Raw genomic sequence first — 18,669 nt, 5'->3', positions numbered from 1 at the left:
CTCATCTTAAACTAATTCAGTACTTTATCTAGTTAAAGTTTTTTGCTTGATCTAATGTCAAAATCGTCCTATCAACAACATCTCTTTTATCAAACCTCTCCTCCATCACCTTCCGTGACTTCTCTCCCATCTGTTTCTTCTCTTCATAGGAAAGTTCAATAAATTCCATCATCTTCTCTTCCAATCCCTTAACATCCTTCACATCCACCAGATACCCATTCTCGCCATCTCTTACAGCTTCCATACACCCATGAATCCTGCTAGTGATCAGTGGTCTTCCCATCGCTCCACATTCTAGCAGTGTATTTGCCATGCCTTCATGATACGACGGTAATACAAAGCAGTCACATTTCTTAATGAATGGTTTGACGTCTTCCTGATAGCCATAATAATAAATGATCCCATTTCTGACCAATGACTGGATTCGTTCCTTGTAATCATCTTCCATTGGTCCTACGATATCAAACGATACTTCTGGGTAGATCTTCTTAATGTTCTTTGCTGCTTTGAACAGTTCTTCGACTCCTTTTTCTTTCATCACACGTCCGATAAACAAGAATCGGATATTTCTTGATTCTTCTGGGTATGGTGTCATCTTGTATTCATCAAGGTCGATCCCTGCTCCTGGGAGGGTGCATGATCTGGATTCTTTGATAATATTATTTTCTATAAACACCTGCTTATTTCCTTCATTTTCAAAGAAGATTGTTTTTGCCTTTTTGCAGGATAGTTTATATAAAAATACGACGAGTTTCTTGATCATATTTTCATTCTGAAATGCAGTTCCTAATCCTGTGATATTGACTGCATATGGAATTCTTTTGAATCTTGCTGCGATCCCTCCGTAGATGTTTGGTTTGATCGTGTAAGTGATCACAAGGTCTGGCTTTATCTTGCCTAAGATGTTAAAGTATCTCATCATCAGTTTAAAATCTGTTGCTGGATTGATCCCTCTTCGATCTACCGGTGTTTCGATAAAATGACATCCCATTTCTTTTAAATTCTGTACTAACATTCCTTTTGGCAGGGATATATAGACTTCATTTCCTTGATCTATGAGCTTTTTGATCAGTGCTTTTCTGAATTTGTATAATCCTACGTCTAGGTTTGCTAAAATTAATATCTTCTTATTCTTCATCGTTTACTCTTCTCACTGGTACTCCAACATAAGTTCCTGCTTCGTTGATGTCTTCGATCACTGTACTTCCTGCTCCCATGATCACTTCGTCTGTGATATGCAGTCCTTGTATGATCTGGCTTCCTGTGCCGATCTCTGTCTCAGTCTTTAAATGGACATCTCCTGACAGTAAAACTCCCGGATACAGGGTATTATAATCTCCAATCTCATCATCATGCCCGACAATACTTCGGTTGCAGATCAGGTTAAAATTACCAATCTCTATATTCGTTGTCATAATAACGGATGTACAAATGATATTTCCTTGTCCTAGATGCACTCTTTGTGATGTGATCACGGATGGATCGATCAGATTAGGATACCATAAGTTTGGATTTGGCAGACATTTTAAAACGAGTTTTTCACGGACTTTTGCATTGCCTATAGCGAAGGCGACGGCAAGTTTTTGTTCTTTGTCGTATTCTTCGAGGTATTTCATTCCTCCAAGAATCGGATAGCCATCTATGATGCTGCCTTGCTGGATTCCATCGTCTATGTATCCAAGAATCTCATATGTTGGTTCTTCTTCGTTGATCCGTTCGATCAGCCACTGAGTATCTCTTCCCATACCACCGGCTCCAACGATCACGATTGGTTTTATCTTTGGTTCTTTACTCATATAACCCATCCTCATTCTTCTTCCAATAGCATTCCATTCCTAATGCTTTCGGTGCAATAAAATCTTTCTCGATATCATCTCCGACAAATGCCATGTTCCTGCATGGTATTTCTAATCGTTTTCTCATGATCAGAAATGGAAGATCATTTGGTTTCCTGAATTCCATGACATTTCCATGTCCTGCAAGTTCGTCTGTGATCAGTATCTCGTCTGCCATTTTATCTAACCCCAGGGCTTCTATCTTGGCTCGCTGTACTTTTGGTGTTCCATCGATCAAGATCCCGATACTTCGCTTTTGCGTGTGTAGTTCAAAGAATAATTCTTTGACTCCTTCATACAATGAAATCTCTGGTTTATGGTCCCTGATGGCTTCTCTGCATTTTAATAATAATTCATCCGAATACATTCCTGCATCTTTTAATACCGTTTCCAGTGGCGGCTGCCCTTTTTCCAGTACTGCACATAACTTATTAAAGATATTGTTCACTTCTGGAAGCATTCGTTCTACCACTCGGAAACTACTTCGTACATAATCTTTCTCTGAGTATAATGTGTCATCCAGATCAAAAATCACCGAACCAATTCCTTCGTCTAAATGATACAGATCTTTAAAATCATGAATCTCTACGATCGGTTCTTCTCTTGTATTTAAACATACGCTTTTTTCAAATCTTGTGAAAATGACATTGTCATCGGCTGCATCCTCTTTGTATTCCATTGGCTCACCTAACATCATGGAGAGTGCTGCATATGGTGCATCGGCTCCTGCCTTGATCGATACGGTGCTTGCCTGATGATACCATGGTTCCATTCGGATAAAATAATCTTTGTCTGTATGTTCTTCACGAAGCATAAAGATCGTCATCCATCCGGATGGCCTTAATTTCTTTATCACTTTCTTTGCTTCTTCTACGATCTTGTGATCTCTTACAACTCTGTATCTTGCACTTTCTTTTCCCTCGACTTCTTCCTTTGCTCTTGGCGTGATGTAAACCGGGCTTCCGTCTAGATTGCAGAATACATCGATCTCATACATCTTCCCATTTAAAAATGGACGTATCATATAATTCTCGTATTTTGATGCGTGAAAACTTAATTCTTGTTCATCATGGATCATGATGCTTTTCTCCAGATTATCCATCTCATCCAATACTGCAAACATTGCTGGGAATCCTTGTGTATAGTCATTGGCACTGCTTACGACCTGTGGTGCGTTAAGACCACATTCTTCAAAGAAACGAGCTGTCCAACGTTTGTTGCTGCACAGCAGAGCTAATTCTTCATTTGCAATGAGAACTTCTGTTCCAACAGCTTCAAATTCACTGGTTCTTTGTGACAGGATAAAGACATCTTCTTCTGTTCTTGGAATGAGCAGACCGATCTTCTCCTGTTTACAAATATGTAAGAGTTCTGTGACATAACCTTCTTCCCCTGGCTGTGGAATCTGATAGTGCTTATGGCAGCGATATAATGCTGGTGCTTCCAGTGAATGATCACAGCCGACAAATGTTACTTTCACCCCTAATCTGCCGGCAGCATAGCGGAAGGTATCGATAAATTCGACCTGATCTGCCACGCTTGAAAATAAAATCTTTAAGTGTCCTGCTTTCTTGTATTTGGAAAACTGGTCTTTCTTTGTTCCCTGAAAGGCATACATTGTCACAGATTCCTGTGCACTGATTCCTGCTCTTTTTAAGACTTTTGTCACGGTCTTTAGTATGATCTTGATATCGGTAAGAAATGAAATGTTATCCACATATTCAAGGTCGAATTCAAACTTTTCTTCCCAGCTGATGGCATTTCTACCATTCACCTGTGCAAGTCCAGTCAGTCCTGGTCTTACATCTGCACGTCGTTTCTGTCTTGCACTGTAGAAATCTATGTATTGTTTCAATAACGGTCTTGGCCCGACAAAACTCATATGTCCAAATAAGATGTTGAAGAATTCAGGTAATTCATCAAGGCTTGTGGATCTTAACATCTGTCCAAATCTTGGAAGACGTTCTTTGTCTGGCAGCAGATCACCATTCTCATCGACGGCGTCTGTCATACTTCTGAACTTGTAGAGTGTAAATATTTCGTTATGATATCCCGGTCTTTCTTGTTTGAAGATCACGGGGTTCCCTAATTTGCTCCTTACTAACAGTGCTGTGACAAGCAGGATTGGGCTTGATACAATGATACAGCACAGTGACAATATGATGTCAAAAAATCGTTTGATATATTTGTGATACATCTTTATATATACTCCGTTTACATTTTGTTCTTATCGGTCCAGTACGGATCTTATGATTCCTATGATCCGATCCATATCTTCTTTTGTATTCTTAATATCACTTGGAAGACATAATCCGCAGTCAAAGATATCTTCTGATACTGGCTTCTTATCATCTTCGTAATGAGAATAGAATTCGCACCCTTTAAATACTGGTTGTTGATGTAATGGTTTCCAGATCGGACGGCTTTCGATATTCTCTCTTTCCAAAGCTTCTATGATATCTAATGGTTTTGTCTTACTGTCTTCATCGATCGTCATGCATGATAACCAGAAGTTTGGTTCACTGCATGTTTCATATGGATTCATATGCACTTGTTTATAATCCTTGAAAGCATCTTTGTATGTCTCATAGATTGCTTTTTTCTTCGCAATGTGTTCATCCAGATGCAGAAGCTGGCCTCTTCCAACTCCCGCTGTGATATTAGACATTCGGTAGTTATATCCGATTTCCTTGTGTTCATAATGTCGGACTGGTTCTTTTGCCTGTGTTGCCAGGAATGTTGCATGCTTGATGTATTCTTCATTCTCTGATGCGATCATTCCACCGCCTGATGTCGTGATGATCTTATTTCCATTAAATGAAAATCCTGCCATGACTCCGAATCTTCCTGTCTGGACTCCTTTATATGTTGCTCCCAGACTTTCTGCAGCATCTTCGATCAGTGGAACTTTATATTCTTCACAGATTGCTTTGATTTCGTCTACCTTGGCTGGTGTTCCATAAAGGTGTGCAACGATCACTGCTTTTGCTTCTTTATGTTCTTCCAATGCTCTTTTCAATGCCTGTGGTGACATATTCCATGTCTCTGGTTCAGAATCCACGAATACAATCTTGCCTTTTTCGTAGGCGACTGGATTCACTGTTGCAGCAAAAGTCAGCGAAGGACATATCACGGTATCTCCTTCCCCGACTTCTAATAATTTCACCGCCAGATGCAGTGCTGCGGTTCCTGCGCTTAGTGCACTGCAGTGTGCGATTCCTGTATACGCTTCCATCTCACGTTCAAAGCCATTGACATTTGGCCCAAGTGGTGCGATCCAGTTGGTGTCAAATGCTTCCTGCACAAACTTCTGTTCTTCCCCATGCATCGTTGGTGATGCCATATATATACGTTCTTTCATGCTGTCTCATCCCCCCGTCATTTTGTCTGTTGATTTGTCTGTTTATATGTATACTCTGGAACTAATCTTTTTACAACTTCACGAATATTCGGATCTTCAGAAAATGCCGCATGATCTAATTCAGCGATCAGTTCACTAAATTGTTCTGTCTCCATCATCCTTGGACTTCCAATGAAAATTCGTTTGTTCTTTGTCTCTTTTTTATTCTCCTCATCGATCAGAAGTTCTTCATACAGCTTCTCCCCTGGTCTTAAGCCAGTAAACTGGATTTCTATATCTTCTCCTGGTGTAAGTCCTGATAAACGGATCATATTCTTCGCAAGATCTAAGATCTTGACTGGTTCTCCCATATCAAGGATAAATATTTCCCCGCCTTCTGCATAAGCTCCTGCTTCTAACACCAGACTGACGGCTTCTGGGATCGTCATAAAGTATCGGATGATCTCTGGATGTGTAACTGTTACCGGACCACCATTGGCAATCTGCTTCTTGAACAACGGAACGACACTTCCGTTACTTCCAAGAACATTTCCAAATCTTACAGCAACGTATTCTGTATCGTATAAGCTATTCATGTATTGAATGACCATCTCACAGATCCTCTTGGAAGCACCCATGATATTTGTCGGTCTTACTGCCTTATCCGTGGAGATCAGTACCATTCTCTTTACGCCGCTCATTCCTGCTTCTTGGGCTATGTTAAATGTGCCAAATACATTGTTCTTAATCGCATCATGCGGGCTGTCTTCCATCAATGGCACATGCTTATGTGCTGCTGCATGAAATACGATATCAGGCTTATAATCTTCGAAAATATTGTGTATTCGCAGATGATTCTGGACAGATACGATCAATACTTTCAGATCTAGTTCTGGATGTGTTCTCTTTAATTCCATCTGGATCTCGTAGGCGTTGTTCTCATAATTATCAATGATCACTAACTTCTTCGGCTGATATCTTGCGATCTGTCTGCAGATCTCACTTCCGATCGATCCGCCTCCCCCTGTGACAAATACGACTCTGTCTTTGACATAGCTCATGATTGATGGAAGATTGGCTTTCACTGGCTCTCTTCCAAGCAGATCTTCAATCTCTACTTCTCTTAGAGCAGATACTGTAACTTCACTGTTGATCAGCTGATATAAGCCCGGAAGAATACTCAGACGGCATCCTGTCTGCTTGCAGATTTCAAGGATGTCCTTGCGATCCTTGGGTTCTATTGTCGGAATTGCCAGAATGATCTCTTCAACATCAAATTTAACTGCATTGCGCAGGATCGTATTACGATTGCCAACCACTGGTATCCCAGATAAATATGTTCCTTTCTTCGCTGGATCATCATCTATGATGCAACGGATCGTTTTAGTCACATATGTACTCTTTTTGATCTCATTTAAAATGATGCTTCCTGCTTCTCCTGCTCCGATCAACATTACCGGAACTTTCTTCTTGCCAATGTCATTCACTTTGAGTGGTTCACTTCCCTGAATCAATCGGACAAGTAATCGGATAAAAAACATTCCCAACAGCAGATATACCAAATACAAGAAATAGTAACTTCTTGGTATCTCCCATTGTAACATATAAATTCCGATCAACTGGAAAGCTGCTGCGATCACAACTGCTTTAACGACATTAATAAAATCGGAGATTCCTGCATACTTCCATTGCGTTGAATACAATCGATATGCCATAAAGATCACAATACTGCAAAAGAGATTCAACGGCATGTATTTTGCAGCATTTTTCAAAAAAATCGGTGCGATCTGTGATGGATAGAATTCAAATCGCGTTAATAATGCAAGATATGATGCTATGATCATCATTATGATATCTGAGATCCCAAGTATCATATTCCATTTTTTTCTTTGAGCGATTGTTTTTAATTTCTTCATTATACTTTCCCCTTACATATGCTCTCACATATTTGTTTTAAACCTATTATACCATTCCTTTTCTTAATTTCCTATATCTACTCCTGCTCATTTCCTGCTTTTTGGTAATTTTTTCTTAAAATACAGCAAAAAGAGATGGAAAAATCTATATTGTTTTGATCTTTCCATCTCTTTTTATGTTAAAATTTTATCTTTTTATCAAGATTCTATCTTTTTATACGTTGATCTCAGCTGTTAATCCGAGTACTTCTTTATTCTCTTCCAGAATTGGATTGATCACTTCATTCACAAACTCTTCTGTCTGCTGTGGTGCACGTCCTACGAAGTTCTCTGGTTTCATGATTGACTGTAACTGTTCCATATTCATTCCAAATGCTGGATCTGCTGCGATTCTTTCTAACAGATCATTTGGTTTTCCTTCTTCTTTGACAACTTTTCCTGCTGCCATAGAATGTACACGGATCTTCTCGTGAAGTTCCTGACGGTCTCCACCAGCTTTTACAGCATCCATCATGATATTCTCTGTTGCCATGAATGGAAGTTCGCTTCTTAAACGGCTTTCGATAACTTTTGGATATACAACTAATCCATCTACAACGTTTAAGTAAAGATCTAAGATTCCATCGATTGCTAAAAATCCTTCAGGTACGGATAAACGTTTGTTGGCAGAGTCATCTAAAGTTCTTTCAAACCACTGTGTAGATGCAACTAATGCTGGATTCATTGCATCAGAAATCACATAGTTTGCTAAAGAAGCGATTCTTTCACTTCTCATTGGATTTCTCTTATATGCCATTGCAGATGATCCGATCTGGTTCTTCTCAAATGGTTCTTCTACTTCTTTTAAATGCTGAAGCAGACGGATATCATTTGAGAATTTATGAGCAGACTGAGCGATCTGACTTAATACATTAAGCACACGGGAATCAACTTTTCTTGAATATGTTTGTCCTGATACTGGCTGGCATTTGTCAAATCCCATCTTCTTAGCGATCATTCCATCGATCTTCTTGATCGTTTCATGATCTCCTTCAAATAATTCTAAGAAACTTGCCTGTGTTCCTGTTGTTCCTTTAGAACCTAACAGTCTCATATTCGCAATTACATGGTCAAGATCTTCTAAATCATATACAAGATCCATCAGCCACAGTGTTGCTCTCTTACCTACTGTTGTAGGCTGTGCTGGCTGGAAATGTGTAAATCCAAGTGTTGGAAGATCTTTATATTTCATTGCGAATTTGGATAATTCGTTGATTACATTTAATAATTTTACTCTGACAAGTTTTAATGCTTCTGTCATGATGATGATATCTGTGTTATCTCCAACATAGCAGGAAGTTGCTCCTAAATGGATGATTCCTTTTGCTTTTGGACATTGTACTCCGTATGCATATACGTGGGACATTACGTCATGGCGGACTAATTTTTCACGTTCTTTAGCTACATCGTAGTTGATATCTTCTGCATGTGCTTTTAACTCATCAATCTGTTCCTGTGTAATATCTAGTCCTAATTCTTTCTCAGTCTCAGCAAGTGCGATCCATAATTTTCTCCATGTCTTAAACTTCTTATCTGGAGAAAAGATGTACTGCATCTCTTTGCTTGCATAACGTTCTGATAATGGGCTCTGGTAACGGTCGTTCATAAAAATCTCCTTATCTTTATCTTTCAAAATTTCCACGAATATCTCTTGTTGGTGGTTCCATTGGATACTTTCCTGTAAAACATCCTTTGCAGATCGGTAATCCCTGAACCATCTCTGAAAGTCTTTCTTCTCTTAAGTATCCTAAACTATCTGCTCCTATTACTTCGCAGATTTGGTTAATGGAACGGTTGTATGCGATCAGCTGTTCTCTCTCTGGAATATCTGTTCCAAAGTAACATGGCCATAAGAATGGTGGTGAACTGATTCTTACATGCACTTCTGTTGCTCCCGCTTCACGAAGCATAGATACGATACGATCACTTGTTGTTCCACGAACAATGGAATCATCGATCATGATGACTCTCTTTCCCTTGACTGCTTCTTTTAATACATTTAACTTAATCTGTACGCTTGATTCACGGCTGCTTTGTCCTGGCTTAATGAAGGTTCTTCCAACATAACCATTCTTTACAAATGCTGTTCCATATGGAATTCCTGATTCTAAAGAATAACCGAGTGCTGCTGCGTTTCCTGATTCTGGTACTCCTACAACTAAGTCTGCTTCGACTGGTGAATCCTGTGCAAGGTATTTTCCTGCCTGAATTCTTGAGTGGTAAACTCCTATACCATCAATTTCACTGTCAGGTCTTGCAAAATATATGTATTCAAAGATACATCTTGCTGTCTTCTCCTGTGGAAGGCACATACTACAATCAGACTGAATTCCGTCTTTTGTGATCGTTACGATCTCTCCTGGATTGACATCGCGGATAAATTCTGCTCCGATCGTATCTAATGCACAGCTTTCAGATGCTAAAACAAATGCATTATCTCTCTTACCGATACAAAGTGGTTTAAATCCATAAGGATCTCTGGCACCAATCAGTTTTCGTGGTGACATAACGATCAGGGAATACGCTCCTTTGATCTTCTGCATTGCTTTCGCAACTGCTTTCTCAATAGATGATGTATTCACACGTTCTCTTGCGATATGGTATGCGATAACTTCTGAATCGATCGTTGTCTGGAAAATAGCTCCTGTCTGTTCTAATTCTTCACGAAGTTCTAACGCATTGATCAGATTACCATTATGTGCAAGTCCTAATGTCCCTTTTACATAATTTAATACCAGTGGCTGGGCATTCTCTGGAACGCTCTCTCCTGCTGTTGAATACCTTACATGTCCTACACCGATATCTCCCTTTAATGCCTGAAGGGAATCTGGTGTAAACACTTCATTACATAATCCCATACCTTTTTGAGATGTGACATTACGTTTTGGACCATTCGTATCAGAAACTGCGATTCCACAGCTTTCCTGACCTCGATGCTGCAGGGCAAACAATCCATAATAGATTGTTGACGCTACATCGTTGCCATCGAAATCATAGATACCGAAAACTCCACATTCTTCTCCCAACTTATCAAAGTTCTCTCTGCTCATCGTGATCTTTTGACCTTTCTGTTATACAATCTTTAGTTTCCTTTGTAAAATACACATTTTTGATAGTAACATATTCATTTTAAATCTGCAAGAGTCTTACTCTACTCATTATCCTTTAATAAGGTAGTATCTGGTGGTATTTCTCCTCTCTTGATCTTGGCATAAAGGATCCTTCTTACAGATTTATCAATCCTTGATTCCTTGATCTGTCCATTTTTTATTGCTTTCTCAATTGCCTGATATGCTTCCTTATAATTATCAGGCATCACAATTAAGTCGACTCCTGCCTGAATAGCTTTGACTGCTGCTTCTCCTGAGCTGTAGTTGTCTGTGATCGCTTTCATGTTCATCGCATCGGTCATAATGATTCCTTTGTATTCAAGTTCGTCCCTTAAAATATCACTGACAACCCTACTGCTTAAACTGGAAGGTTCTTTCTCGTCTGTCACATTGCTTAGCATTAAATGTGATACCATCACCGCATCCACATCTGCCTTGATTCCTGCCTTAAATGGTTTAAAATCTGCATTTCTTAATGTCTCGATCGTCTGGTATGTCTCTGTACTTCCACGGTGAGTATCTCCTCCGCATCCACCGCTTCCTGGAAAATGTTTTATCGTTGCGGAAATCTGCTGCTTTTGCATGTTTTTAACTAAGCTTGCTACAATTGATGATACTTTCTTTGAGTCTGTTCCAAAACTTCTGTCGCCAATCTCTGTATTATTCTTATTCGTAAGTACGTCTGCAACTGGTGCCAGATTCATATTGAATCCTAATTCTTTTAATTCTTTACCTTGTGTCTGCCCCATCTTGGCAATCTGCTTATCATCATATGTTTTGCCTACTTCCTGTGCCGATGGATATGCTGTCATTCCAATCTTTGGATTAGATGCAACTCTTGAAACTGTTCCACACTCTTCATCCACTGCCATAAATAGTGGTACATAAGAAGCATTCTGTAACTTCTTTATCATTTTCTTTGTCTGCTCACGAGTCTCAATGTTCTTTGCAAACATCACAATGCCACCCGCAGGATATTTCTTTAATGTCTTTTTCATAGCATCTGTTATTTTTGTCTGATTTTTACTTTCTGCTTCATCTAGCTGGTATATAGATACCATAAACAGCTGTCCGATCTTGTTCTTCAATGACATATCTTTCGTAATATCCTTTGCCATTCCCTGCAGTGTTGCCTCGTCAAGATCCTCGGTCTTTACTTTCTTCGTTGTATTCTTCTTTCCGCATCCTGCTGCCATAACAAGCACAAGGATCAGCAGGAGACTTATCCACCGTTTCTTCATCATCTTCATGCCCTTTCTCGTACATGTATTTTTCTTAATATTATATCAGATGCTTTTTCATCTTGCAATTTTACTGTAAAAAAGAATCCTGCCCGGAGGGCTTTTTTATTTCATAGGGATTTCATCGAAATTTCCTATGAAACAAAAAAAGACCCTCCAACTCCTGAATGAACTGAAAGGTCTTTAAAAGCAGATGTCTCCAAATACGCAACCGATCCAAAAGTTACCATGTATCATAAAAACTTCACGAGGAAAGGATTATAAAACCATTCAAGAAAATGGTCTGTTTGCATATTGTTGACACAATATCTAGTATATACTTTTATATTTATTTTTTCTACCCTTTCGCGTGGTTTTTTTTCAGAACGTTGCTTTTTTAGCAGAAAAGATACGAAAACTAATTATTTTCTTTAAAATATTGTTTAAATTGTATGGTTACAGTAAACTGATCGCCTTCAATTTTGATCTCAAATTTACCTCCGCAGTTCTTTGTAAAACTATCTGCAATGGACAGTCCAAATCCGTTGCCTTCACTTGTTCTTGATTTTTCTGCTCTCGCAAAGCGTTCCATGATCTCTTCTTCGGTAAAATTCATTTCATACGATGCTGTATTCGTAACTTTCAAAACGATATTTCCTGCTTCTTCAGTGATATAAATGAAGATTCTTGTGCCTTTGAGTGAATATTTCAATGCATTTTCAATGACATTCTGCACAACTCTGTACATACGGTTTCCATCACCCATGAATTTTGTATGTTCTGTATTGCACTGATATCTGATTCCAAATCCTGATTCCTCTATCTGATCAGCCATATCCCCCAATGTTTGTTCCACCAGACGTTTCATATCCATTTCTTCCATATCAACCTTGATATCTCCACTCGTTGATTTTGCAAGTTCAAACAAATCTGAGATGATGTCTTTTAAACGTTCTGTCTTCTTCACAAGGATCGTCACATAATCTTTTGCTTCATCAGATAATGTATCGTCCCTGCTTAAGAGATCAACGTAGCCAATGATCGATGTCAAAGGAGTCTTTAAATCATGAGAAACATTGGTGATCAGGTCGATCTTCATCCTCTCGCCTTTCATCTGCGTTTCTAATGCTTTTTCCATTCCCTGTCCGATATGGGTCAGTTTCTGGCTGTATTCGTAGTAATCTGAGTCCTCACTTATATCTGTTATTGCTGTCAATTCTCCATTTGAGATACGTTCGATCTGATCGACTAATTTTCCTAAATCTCTTTGCTCTTCTGCATATTTGTTTGAATATTTCTTAAAGAATTTGAATAATGAAATACATGTAATTGCTATTAAAGCAACCAGGAAGTCGCTCAATTGAGCTCCTGTGAACAATATGATAACGCAGACCGCAACGCCTCCAATCATGATATATCTCAAAACGCGGTATTGCCTGATCCTGTCTCTTGCATGTTTTTGTGCAAAAGACATTGCTTCTTCTTCCAATTCTCGTCTTTGCTTTTCATGACGATACCATTTTCTAAAATACCCTAAGCAAAACGTGGAATCCAAAAGATTTCTTTCTTTTATTCTCCATACCGTGGTCTGTACGCATACTGCGAACGCCATGATAAAAAATGGTACGGACAGATAACTTAGCATCATGATCATCTCTAATATCGATGAACTCAAACTCATCATTGTACCCTGTGCGTATTCGATCGTATATTGCCAGTCTCCAATGCACAATGCAATTGCAAGTCCGATCAGGATCAATCCTGCTGCCAGTATAATTTCCCACCAGATTTTATCCAGTGCATTAAAAAATTTGGTTCGTTTCTTCTGCAGTGCGAATAAAATACACAATAAGATTGTTCCGATTACTTCAACCACTGATACAATAACGATGGCTTTCAGTCCTGTAGCAAGCTGTTTTGTTGCCTTCTTCTGAAACTGATCAATCTCTGTTAAAGCTTTCTTTGTCAACGAAATCTCAATTTCTGCTGTTTCCAGACGCTGCTTCTTTTTATTATTGATCAGAAGATTGGATGGAAATACAAATTCCATCGTGTAGCTGTCTCCAGCAAACGCATAATATTCTTCTGGATTTGCATTAAAATCATCGGTTGGGTCCCATCCTTTAAAACTTCCATCTTTATTTAATTCTGTTTCGGATCGTTCTATATGAAAATGTTCAATCCTTCCCCCTGTATAATCTGCATTTTTCGCCCCATAATACGATGTTGTTGTTGTCATCTTTTTGTCATATGGTTTGACTTTCATTGTTACTTTTACTCTGGATTCATTTTTAATCTTTGTAAGCAGATCCTCTGACACATGGTTTTGCTGGCCGGAATAAGTTTTTGCACCTTGTTGCTCTGCCCATTTGTCAAATAATGATGTCTGTGTCTTTTTGATATAATCAATCTGATCCAGCTCATCCACTGTAAAACTGCTATTTCCCGTCAGTGCCATGTTATGAATCGTACTGATCCCATACATTCCTGACAAGGTCATAACAATGATCACAAATGTGACCAGTATCGTATTAGTCCATTTTTTCGATCTTGTATCCAATTCCCCACACCACCTTTAAATATCTTGGATTTTTTGCATCTATTTCTATTTTCTCGCGGATACGGCGGATATGGACCATGACTGTATTTTCTGTTGCGTAGGCTTCTTCGTTCCATACACGTTCATAGATTTCATCTGCTGAAAATACCCTGCCAAGATTCTTCATGAGAAGGCTTACGATCTTATATTCGGTTGCTGTCAGTTTCACAGCTTCCCCGTCAACTAACATTCTTTTTCCTTTCATATCAAGGATCAGTCCGCCGTTTATAATTTGTTCCTTATTGCTTTTTGGGGCATTCATCCCACCAAACTGCATGTATCTTCGCAGTTGTGATTTGACTCTTGCCACCAGTTCATCTGGGCGGAATGGTTTGCTGACATAATCATCGGCTCCCATGGATAATCCGAGAATCTTATCGCTTTCTTCTGTCTTTGCTGACAAAATGATAATTGGAATGTTCTTGCTTTCACGGATCTTCATGGTAGCTGAAAGTCCGTCCATCTTTGGCATCATGACGTCTATGATCAAAAGCTGGACATCTTGTTCCATCAGCACATCCATTGCTTCCAGTCCGTTATATGCAGTGATAATTTCATAGTCTTCCATTTCCAGACGTTTCTTGATCGCCCCTACGATCTCCTTGTCGTCATCGACGACCAGAATCTTTGGCTGGTTCATAGTTTTTCCTCCTCGTATCTTTGATGGTTTTATCTTAACAATTAATTCTTTAATTTCCCTTAATGTAATTCTTACAAAATTCTTAACTTTCTTTATTATATTGAATTGTACCTGCAAAGTAAATGTTATACCAATATCTGCCATTCTAAAGGTTAAATTGTACCATAGCACCTCCCGAATAATTATCAATATTACTGACTAGTGACCCGCTTTCGCTCGGCAGTATATTGATAATTATTCTCATTTGTAGTTATTGTCCACTAACCATTCATATGGTATCATATTTTCCAGCAGTTAGATTCTTCTAACTATTATACGCGCTATTATTTTATTAAAAGAAAACGGAGGAAAACTATATGCGTAAAAGATTAATTGATAAAGCTTTTGCAGTTGCCATGACTGGTGCTATGGCTTTCACAGCTACTCCTGTAACTGCTAACATCTTTAATGTGGCTCATGTTGTAAAAGCTGCTGAAGCTGATCAGGCTGAAGAATGGACATATTGTTATGTTGGACTTACTTGGGCAGAATATTGGGCACATGAGGATGTTTATAATGCTGGTGATGCTTCTAGCTCAGATGTTTTAGATTCTAAAAAAGAATCAGATAAAGGTGGATATGATGTTGTTACTCGAGCAACAGCAAAACATGGATTACATCGTGGAAGCTATCAGTGCATGGCTACCATCTTTACTACAGATGCAGATGGTAAAACTGGTCCTGAGTACAAAGTTTCTCACTGGTCTGATGATGGTAAAACAATCTATTTAACAGATGGTTCATCTGTCAGCTGGAATAAAGGAAAGATTACTGATAACGGAAATACTTATACAATGTCCCATTATGAAGTTTCTGGTATTAAGTATGTTCCTGTAGCTGTTAAAACTTCTCAATTAAATGATTTAAAAGCCAAATATCAGGTTGTTGAAAATGGTGGTACTTTAACTGGTGGTTACACCGAAGTAAATTTATCTGCTTATACTGCAACTGCAAATGTAACAGCAAATACAAATGGTTTAAAAACAGCTACAGAAAACTCTGATGGATCTTTCTCTTTCAGTGCTCGCAAAACTGGTTCTGAATCTGGTTTAAAAGATACTGCTATCAAGAAAGTGGATTCTGATAAGATTACTGTTACCGTTCAACCTGGTGCAGGTTCTTATGGTGAGTTTTTACGTGTCGATCTTAATGGTGATGCTTATGGAGATCTTGGTTCAAATATGCAGGCTGTTACATGGACATACTATGGATATGATGATACATATTCTAAACCATTAGCAACATATGGTACTAAATTTGCTGCTGACAACTGGATGCATAAATCTATGGGAATCCAGCTTGGTTTAACAGAATCTATTCGTTGTCAGTTACCTGAAGATTATGATGGAACTGGTTACTGGAAACTTACTATTTCTGCTCTTGGATATGAGGACTTCTCATTCAATATTCAGGCTACAGGTGACAATATCGCAAATGCTAAAGATGCAACAGACACAGAAAAATCCGATCTTCAGAAACTGATCGATCAGGCAAATGATATGAAAGCTGACAAAGATTCTTACTGTGATGGACAGGACAAGGCTTGGGCAGATCTTGACACAGAACTTGGTGAAGCTGTTGATGCTTTAAAAGATGAAGTTATTTATTCTGGTACTGTAAAAGAATGCACATCTCATTTAACATCTGCTATGAAAGCTGTCACAAAGAAGAATTACAAAACAATTACTACACCAGCTTCAACATCTAAAGATGGTTCTATCGTAGTAAAATGCTCTAACTGTGGTGATGTTAAGAGTACAACAACAATCGCCAAGATTAAATCTATCGCATTAAACAAAACATCTTTCACAGAAAACGGAAAAGTCCAGAAAGCTACTGTTGTAGCAAAAGATTCTGCCAACAAAACAATCGCAGCAAGCAATTACACAGTATCTTACTCTAACTCCAACAGTAAAAAACCTGGAACTTATACAGCAACTGTTAAATTTAATGGTAAAAACTACACAGGTACAAAGAAATTAACTTACAAGATCAATGCGAAAGCACCTGCTAAGACAACTGTTAAATTAAGCAAAGCGAAAAAGACATCCTTAAAAGCTTCTTGGAGCAAAGTTGCCAACGCTACTTCTTACGAAGTACAGTATGGTACATCTAAGAGCTTCAAAGGTGCAAAAACTGTAAAAGTTTCTTCTAAATCTTCTTCTAAAGTTTTAACAAAACTTAAAAAGAATAAGAAGTATTATGTAAGAGTCAGAGCCGTAAGAACTGTAAAAGTTGATAATAAGAACACAACTTTACGTGCTTCTTGGTCATCTGCAAAGAACTTAAAAACTAAGAAAAAATAATTTCTTATCTCTCATACAATTACATCTCAATCTTAAAATCATAAAAGAAGATGGAACTTATCATTTGGTTCCACCTTCTTTTTCACATTATCTACTTTGTAATTACATCCATCAGTTCTTCAACTGTTCTAACTTCAAGATCAGGCCTGATATCTCCTTCTGGCATCGGACGTTTTCTATGATTAAACCAGATTACATGCCATCCTGCTTTCTTGGCTCCTACAACGTCTACCTCAAAGGTGTCCCCTACAAACCATGTTTCTTCTGGAATCAGATTCATCTTATCCTGTACGATCTGAAATGCTTTGATATTTGGTTTTGTATATCCGATTGCATCGGAGATAAACATCTCATCTTTATCAAACCATTGAGAAAGTCCTAGAGTCTTTAATTTCTTTCCCTGATGACGCACTGTTCCATTCGTAAGCAGACCCATCGTCTTTCCCTGCTTTTTACATTCGCTTAGCAGTGCTTTGATGCCATCTGGTACATGAATATGTTTTTGATGATAACGATATCGTTCTTCAAATTGCTTTGCCTCTTCTTTGCTTACTTCAATCCCAGAGTCTTTATAAGTCTTCTGAATGCGGTATGCAAATTCATCGTCGTGACTGATTTTTCCTTCTCTTGCCATATAAAACGCCTCATCACTGTAAATTCTGGAACGTTTGAAAAGTTCTTCACAGTCTTCTTTGGTCTTGTCTTCAAAAAATTCTTTATGAACTTTATCAAAGGCTTCCATCAAGTCATATAATGTATCATCTACATCAAATATTACATTCTTCATACTAAATTAGTCCTAACTTCTTTAATGCTGTTGTGATTCCTTCTTCTTTCACTGTTCCTGTGATCATAGATGCTACCTTTTCAACGGCTTCGCTGTGACGTCCCATAGCAATTCCTGTTCCAACGGCTTCCATCATCTCTACATCATTGTCTGCATCTCCAAAAGCATAAGTATCTTTCTTATCGATTCCTAATTTATCGATCAATTCAACAATTGCATCACCTTTTGTAACTCCCTTTAATGTGATATCAATAAAATTCTCTCGAACATGTTTTGCAACAGTAAAGACATCTTTAAATTCTTCTTCAAAATCTATCTTTACTTGTGGATCTTTATAATTCATAACTAATTTACTTACATGATTGTCTTTCTGGCGGAATTTCCATGGTGCATACCAGCGCTGTGGAAGATGAAACAGTTCACAGTGATGCATAAAAAATTCTGCATCCTGATGCAGATAATAACTGATATCCCTTGTATCAAAATGAATGATCGTATCTCTTGGAAAATATTCATTGACTACTTTAAATAACAGTTCGTCTGGAATACAGATATCACGGATCACTTCCCCTTCAACTTCTGTATGTGATCCATTACATGTGATCGCTCCCATGAATTTATCCACGTCCATCTCTAGAAATCTGTGGGTTCTTCCAGAACATAACATTGTCAGATAACCATTTTCCTTTAATTTATTCAAGGATTCTACTGTCTTTGGTGTTGCTGTTGCAATATTATCGACTTCATCAACTGTTGTTCCATCGTAGTCGAAGAATACGACACCTTTGTATTTGTTCATAACTCTCTCCATCCTGTTTTTTATTTTTACATACGTAAT

13 protein-coding genes are annotated in these 18,669 nt (G+C 38.3%); 1 reads left to right on the top strand and 12 read right to left on the bottom strand.

What is annotated here, in order from left to right:
- Window positions 1-28 precede the first annotated feature (28 nt).
- The 10 genes from OCV53_RS03055 to OCV53_RS03005 form a co-directional block, all read right to left on the bottom strand.
- Entirely contained in the window at window positions 29-1,138 is a 1,110-nt protein-coding gene (locus OCV53_RS03055; protein ID WP_055196536.1) for a glycosyltransferase family 4 protein, read from the bottom strand.
- Window positions 1,128-1,796, bottom strand: coding sequence for an acetyltransferase (locus tag OCV53_RS03050; RefSeq protein WP_226816200.1), 669 nt, complete (start codon window positions 1,794-1,796; stop codon window positions 1,128-1,130). The genes OCV53_RS03055 and OCV53_RS03050 overlap by 11 nt, the downstream gene beginning before the upstream one ends.
- The gene (locus OCV53_RS12240) at window positions 1,789-4,032 is read right to left on the bottom strand and encodes a sugar transferase (RefSeq protein ID WP_055196535.1); all 2,244 of its coding nucleotides are present in this window, start codon (window positions 4,030-4,032) and stop codon (window positions 1,789-1,791) included. The genes OCV53_RS03050 and OCV53_RS12240 overlap by 8 nt, the downstream gene beginning before the upstream one ends.
- Before the next feature lie 30 nt (window positions 4,033-4,062).
- A complete protein-coding gene (locus tag OCV53_RS03035; RefSeq protein ID WP_055196534.1) occupies window positions 4,063-5,196 on the bottom strand; it encodes a DegT/DnrJ/EryC1/StrS family aminotransferase in 1,134 nt (377 codons plus the stop codon).
- A 17-nt stretch (window positions 5,197-5,213) separates the two neighbouring features.
- Window positions 5,214-7,091 (bottom strand): polysaccharide biosynthesis protein, encoded by a 1,878-nt coding sequence (locus OCV53_RS03030; protein ID WP_055196533.1) that lies wholly within the window; start codon window positions 7,089-7,091, stop codon window positions 5,214-5,216.
- A gap of 214 nt (window positions 7,092-7,305) precedes the next feature.
- The gene (purB, locus tag OCV53_RS03025) at window positions 7,306-8,736 is read right to left on the bottom strand and encodes an adenylosuccinate lyase (protein ID WP_055196718.1); all 1,431 of its coding nucleotides are present in this window, start codon (window positions 8,734-8,736) and stop codon (window positions 7,306-7,308) included.
- Window positions 8,737-8,752: 16 nt separating this feature from the next.
- Window positions 8,753-10,180, bottom strand: a complete 1,428-nt coding sequence (gene purF, locus OCV53_RS03020; protein WP_055196532.1) for an amidophosphoribosyltransferase — start codon at window positions 10,178-10,180, stop codon at window positions 8,753-8,755.
- A gap of 101 nt (window positions 10,181-10,281) precedes the next feature.
- Complete coding sequence (locus OCV53_RS03015; RefSeq protein ID WP_055196531.1) at window positions 10,282-11,490, bottom strand: glycoside hydrolase family 3 protein; 1,209 nt, start codon at window positions 11,488-11,490, stop codon at window positions 10,282-10,284.
- Between the two features lie 388 nt (window positions 11,491-11,878).
- Window positions 11,879-14,020 carry a sensor histidine kinase gene (locus tag OCV53_RS03010; protein WP_242852098.1) on the bottom strand — a complete coding sequence of 714 codons (2,142 nt, stop codon included), beginning with the start codon at window positions 14,018-14,020 and terminating at the stop codon, window positions 11,879-11,881.
- Window positions 13,992-14,699 carry a response regulator transcription factor gene (locus OCV53_RS03005; RefSeq protein ID WP_022374438.1) on the bottom strand — a complete coding sequence of 236 codons (708 nt, stop codon included), beginning with the start codon at window positions 14,697-14,699 and terminating at the stop codon, window positions 13,992-13,994. Before OCV53_RS03005 ends, OCV53_RS03010 begins: the two co-directional genes overlap by 29 nt.
- A gap of 356 nt (window positions 14,700-15,055) precedes the next feature.
- Between OCV53_RS03005 and OCV53_RS03000 the strand changes: the two genes are divergently transcribed.
- Complete coding sequence (locus OCV53_RS03000; RefSeq protein ID WP_055196530.1) at window positions 15,056-17,044, top strand: penicillin-binding Tp47 domain C-containing protein; 1,989 nt, start codon at window positions 15,056-15,058, stop codon at window positions 17,042-17,044.
- A 91-nt stretch (window positions 17,045-17,135) separates the two neighbouring features.
- Here OCV53_RS03000 and OCV53_RS02995 read toward each other — a convergent pair whose 3' ends face one another.
- Together OCV53_RS02995 and OCV53_RS02990 are read right to left on the bottom strand one after the other, a co-directional pair.
- Complete coding sequence (locus OCV53_RS02995; RefSeq protein ID WP_055196529.1) at window positions 17,136-17,831, bottom strand: HAD family hydrolase; 696 nt, start codon at window positions 17,829-17,831, stop codon at window positions 17,136-17,138.
- Between the two features lies 1 nt (window position 17,832).
- The gene (locus OCV53_RS02990; protein WP_055196528.1) at window positions 17,833-18,630 is read right to left on the bottom strand and encodes a Cof-type HAD-IIB family hydrolase; all 798 of its coding nucleotides are present in this window, start codon (window positions 18,628-18,630) and stop codon (window positions 17,833-17,835) included.
- Between the last annotated feature and the right edge of the window lie 39 nt (window positions 18,631-18,669).

This window comes from Anaerostipes amylophilus (assembly GCF_025567365.1).
GTDB lineage: Bacteria > Bacillota > Clostridia > Lachnospirales > Lachnospiraceae > Anaerostipes > Anaerostipes amylophilus.
This window is presented reverse-complemented; position numbering and strand designations above follow the sequence as displayed.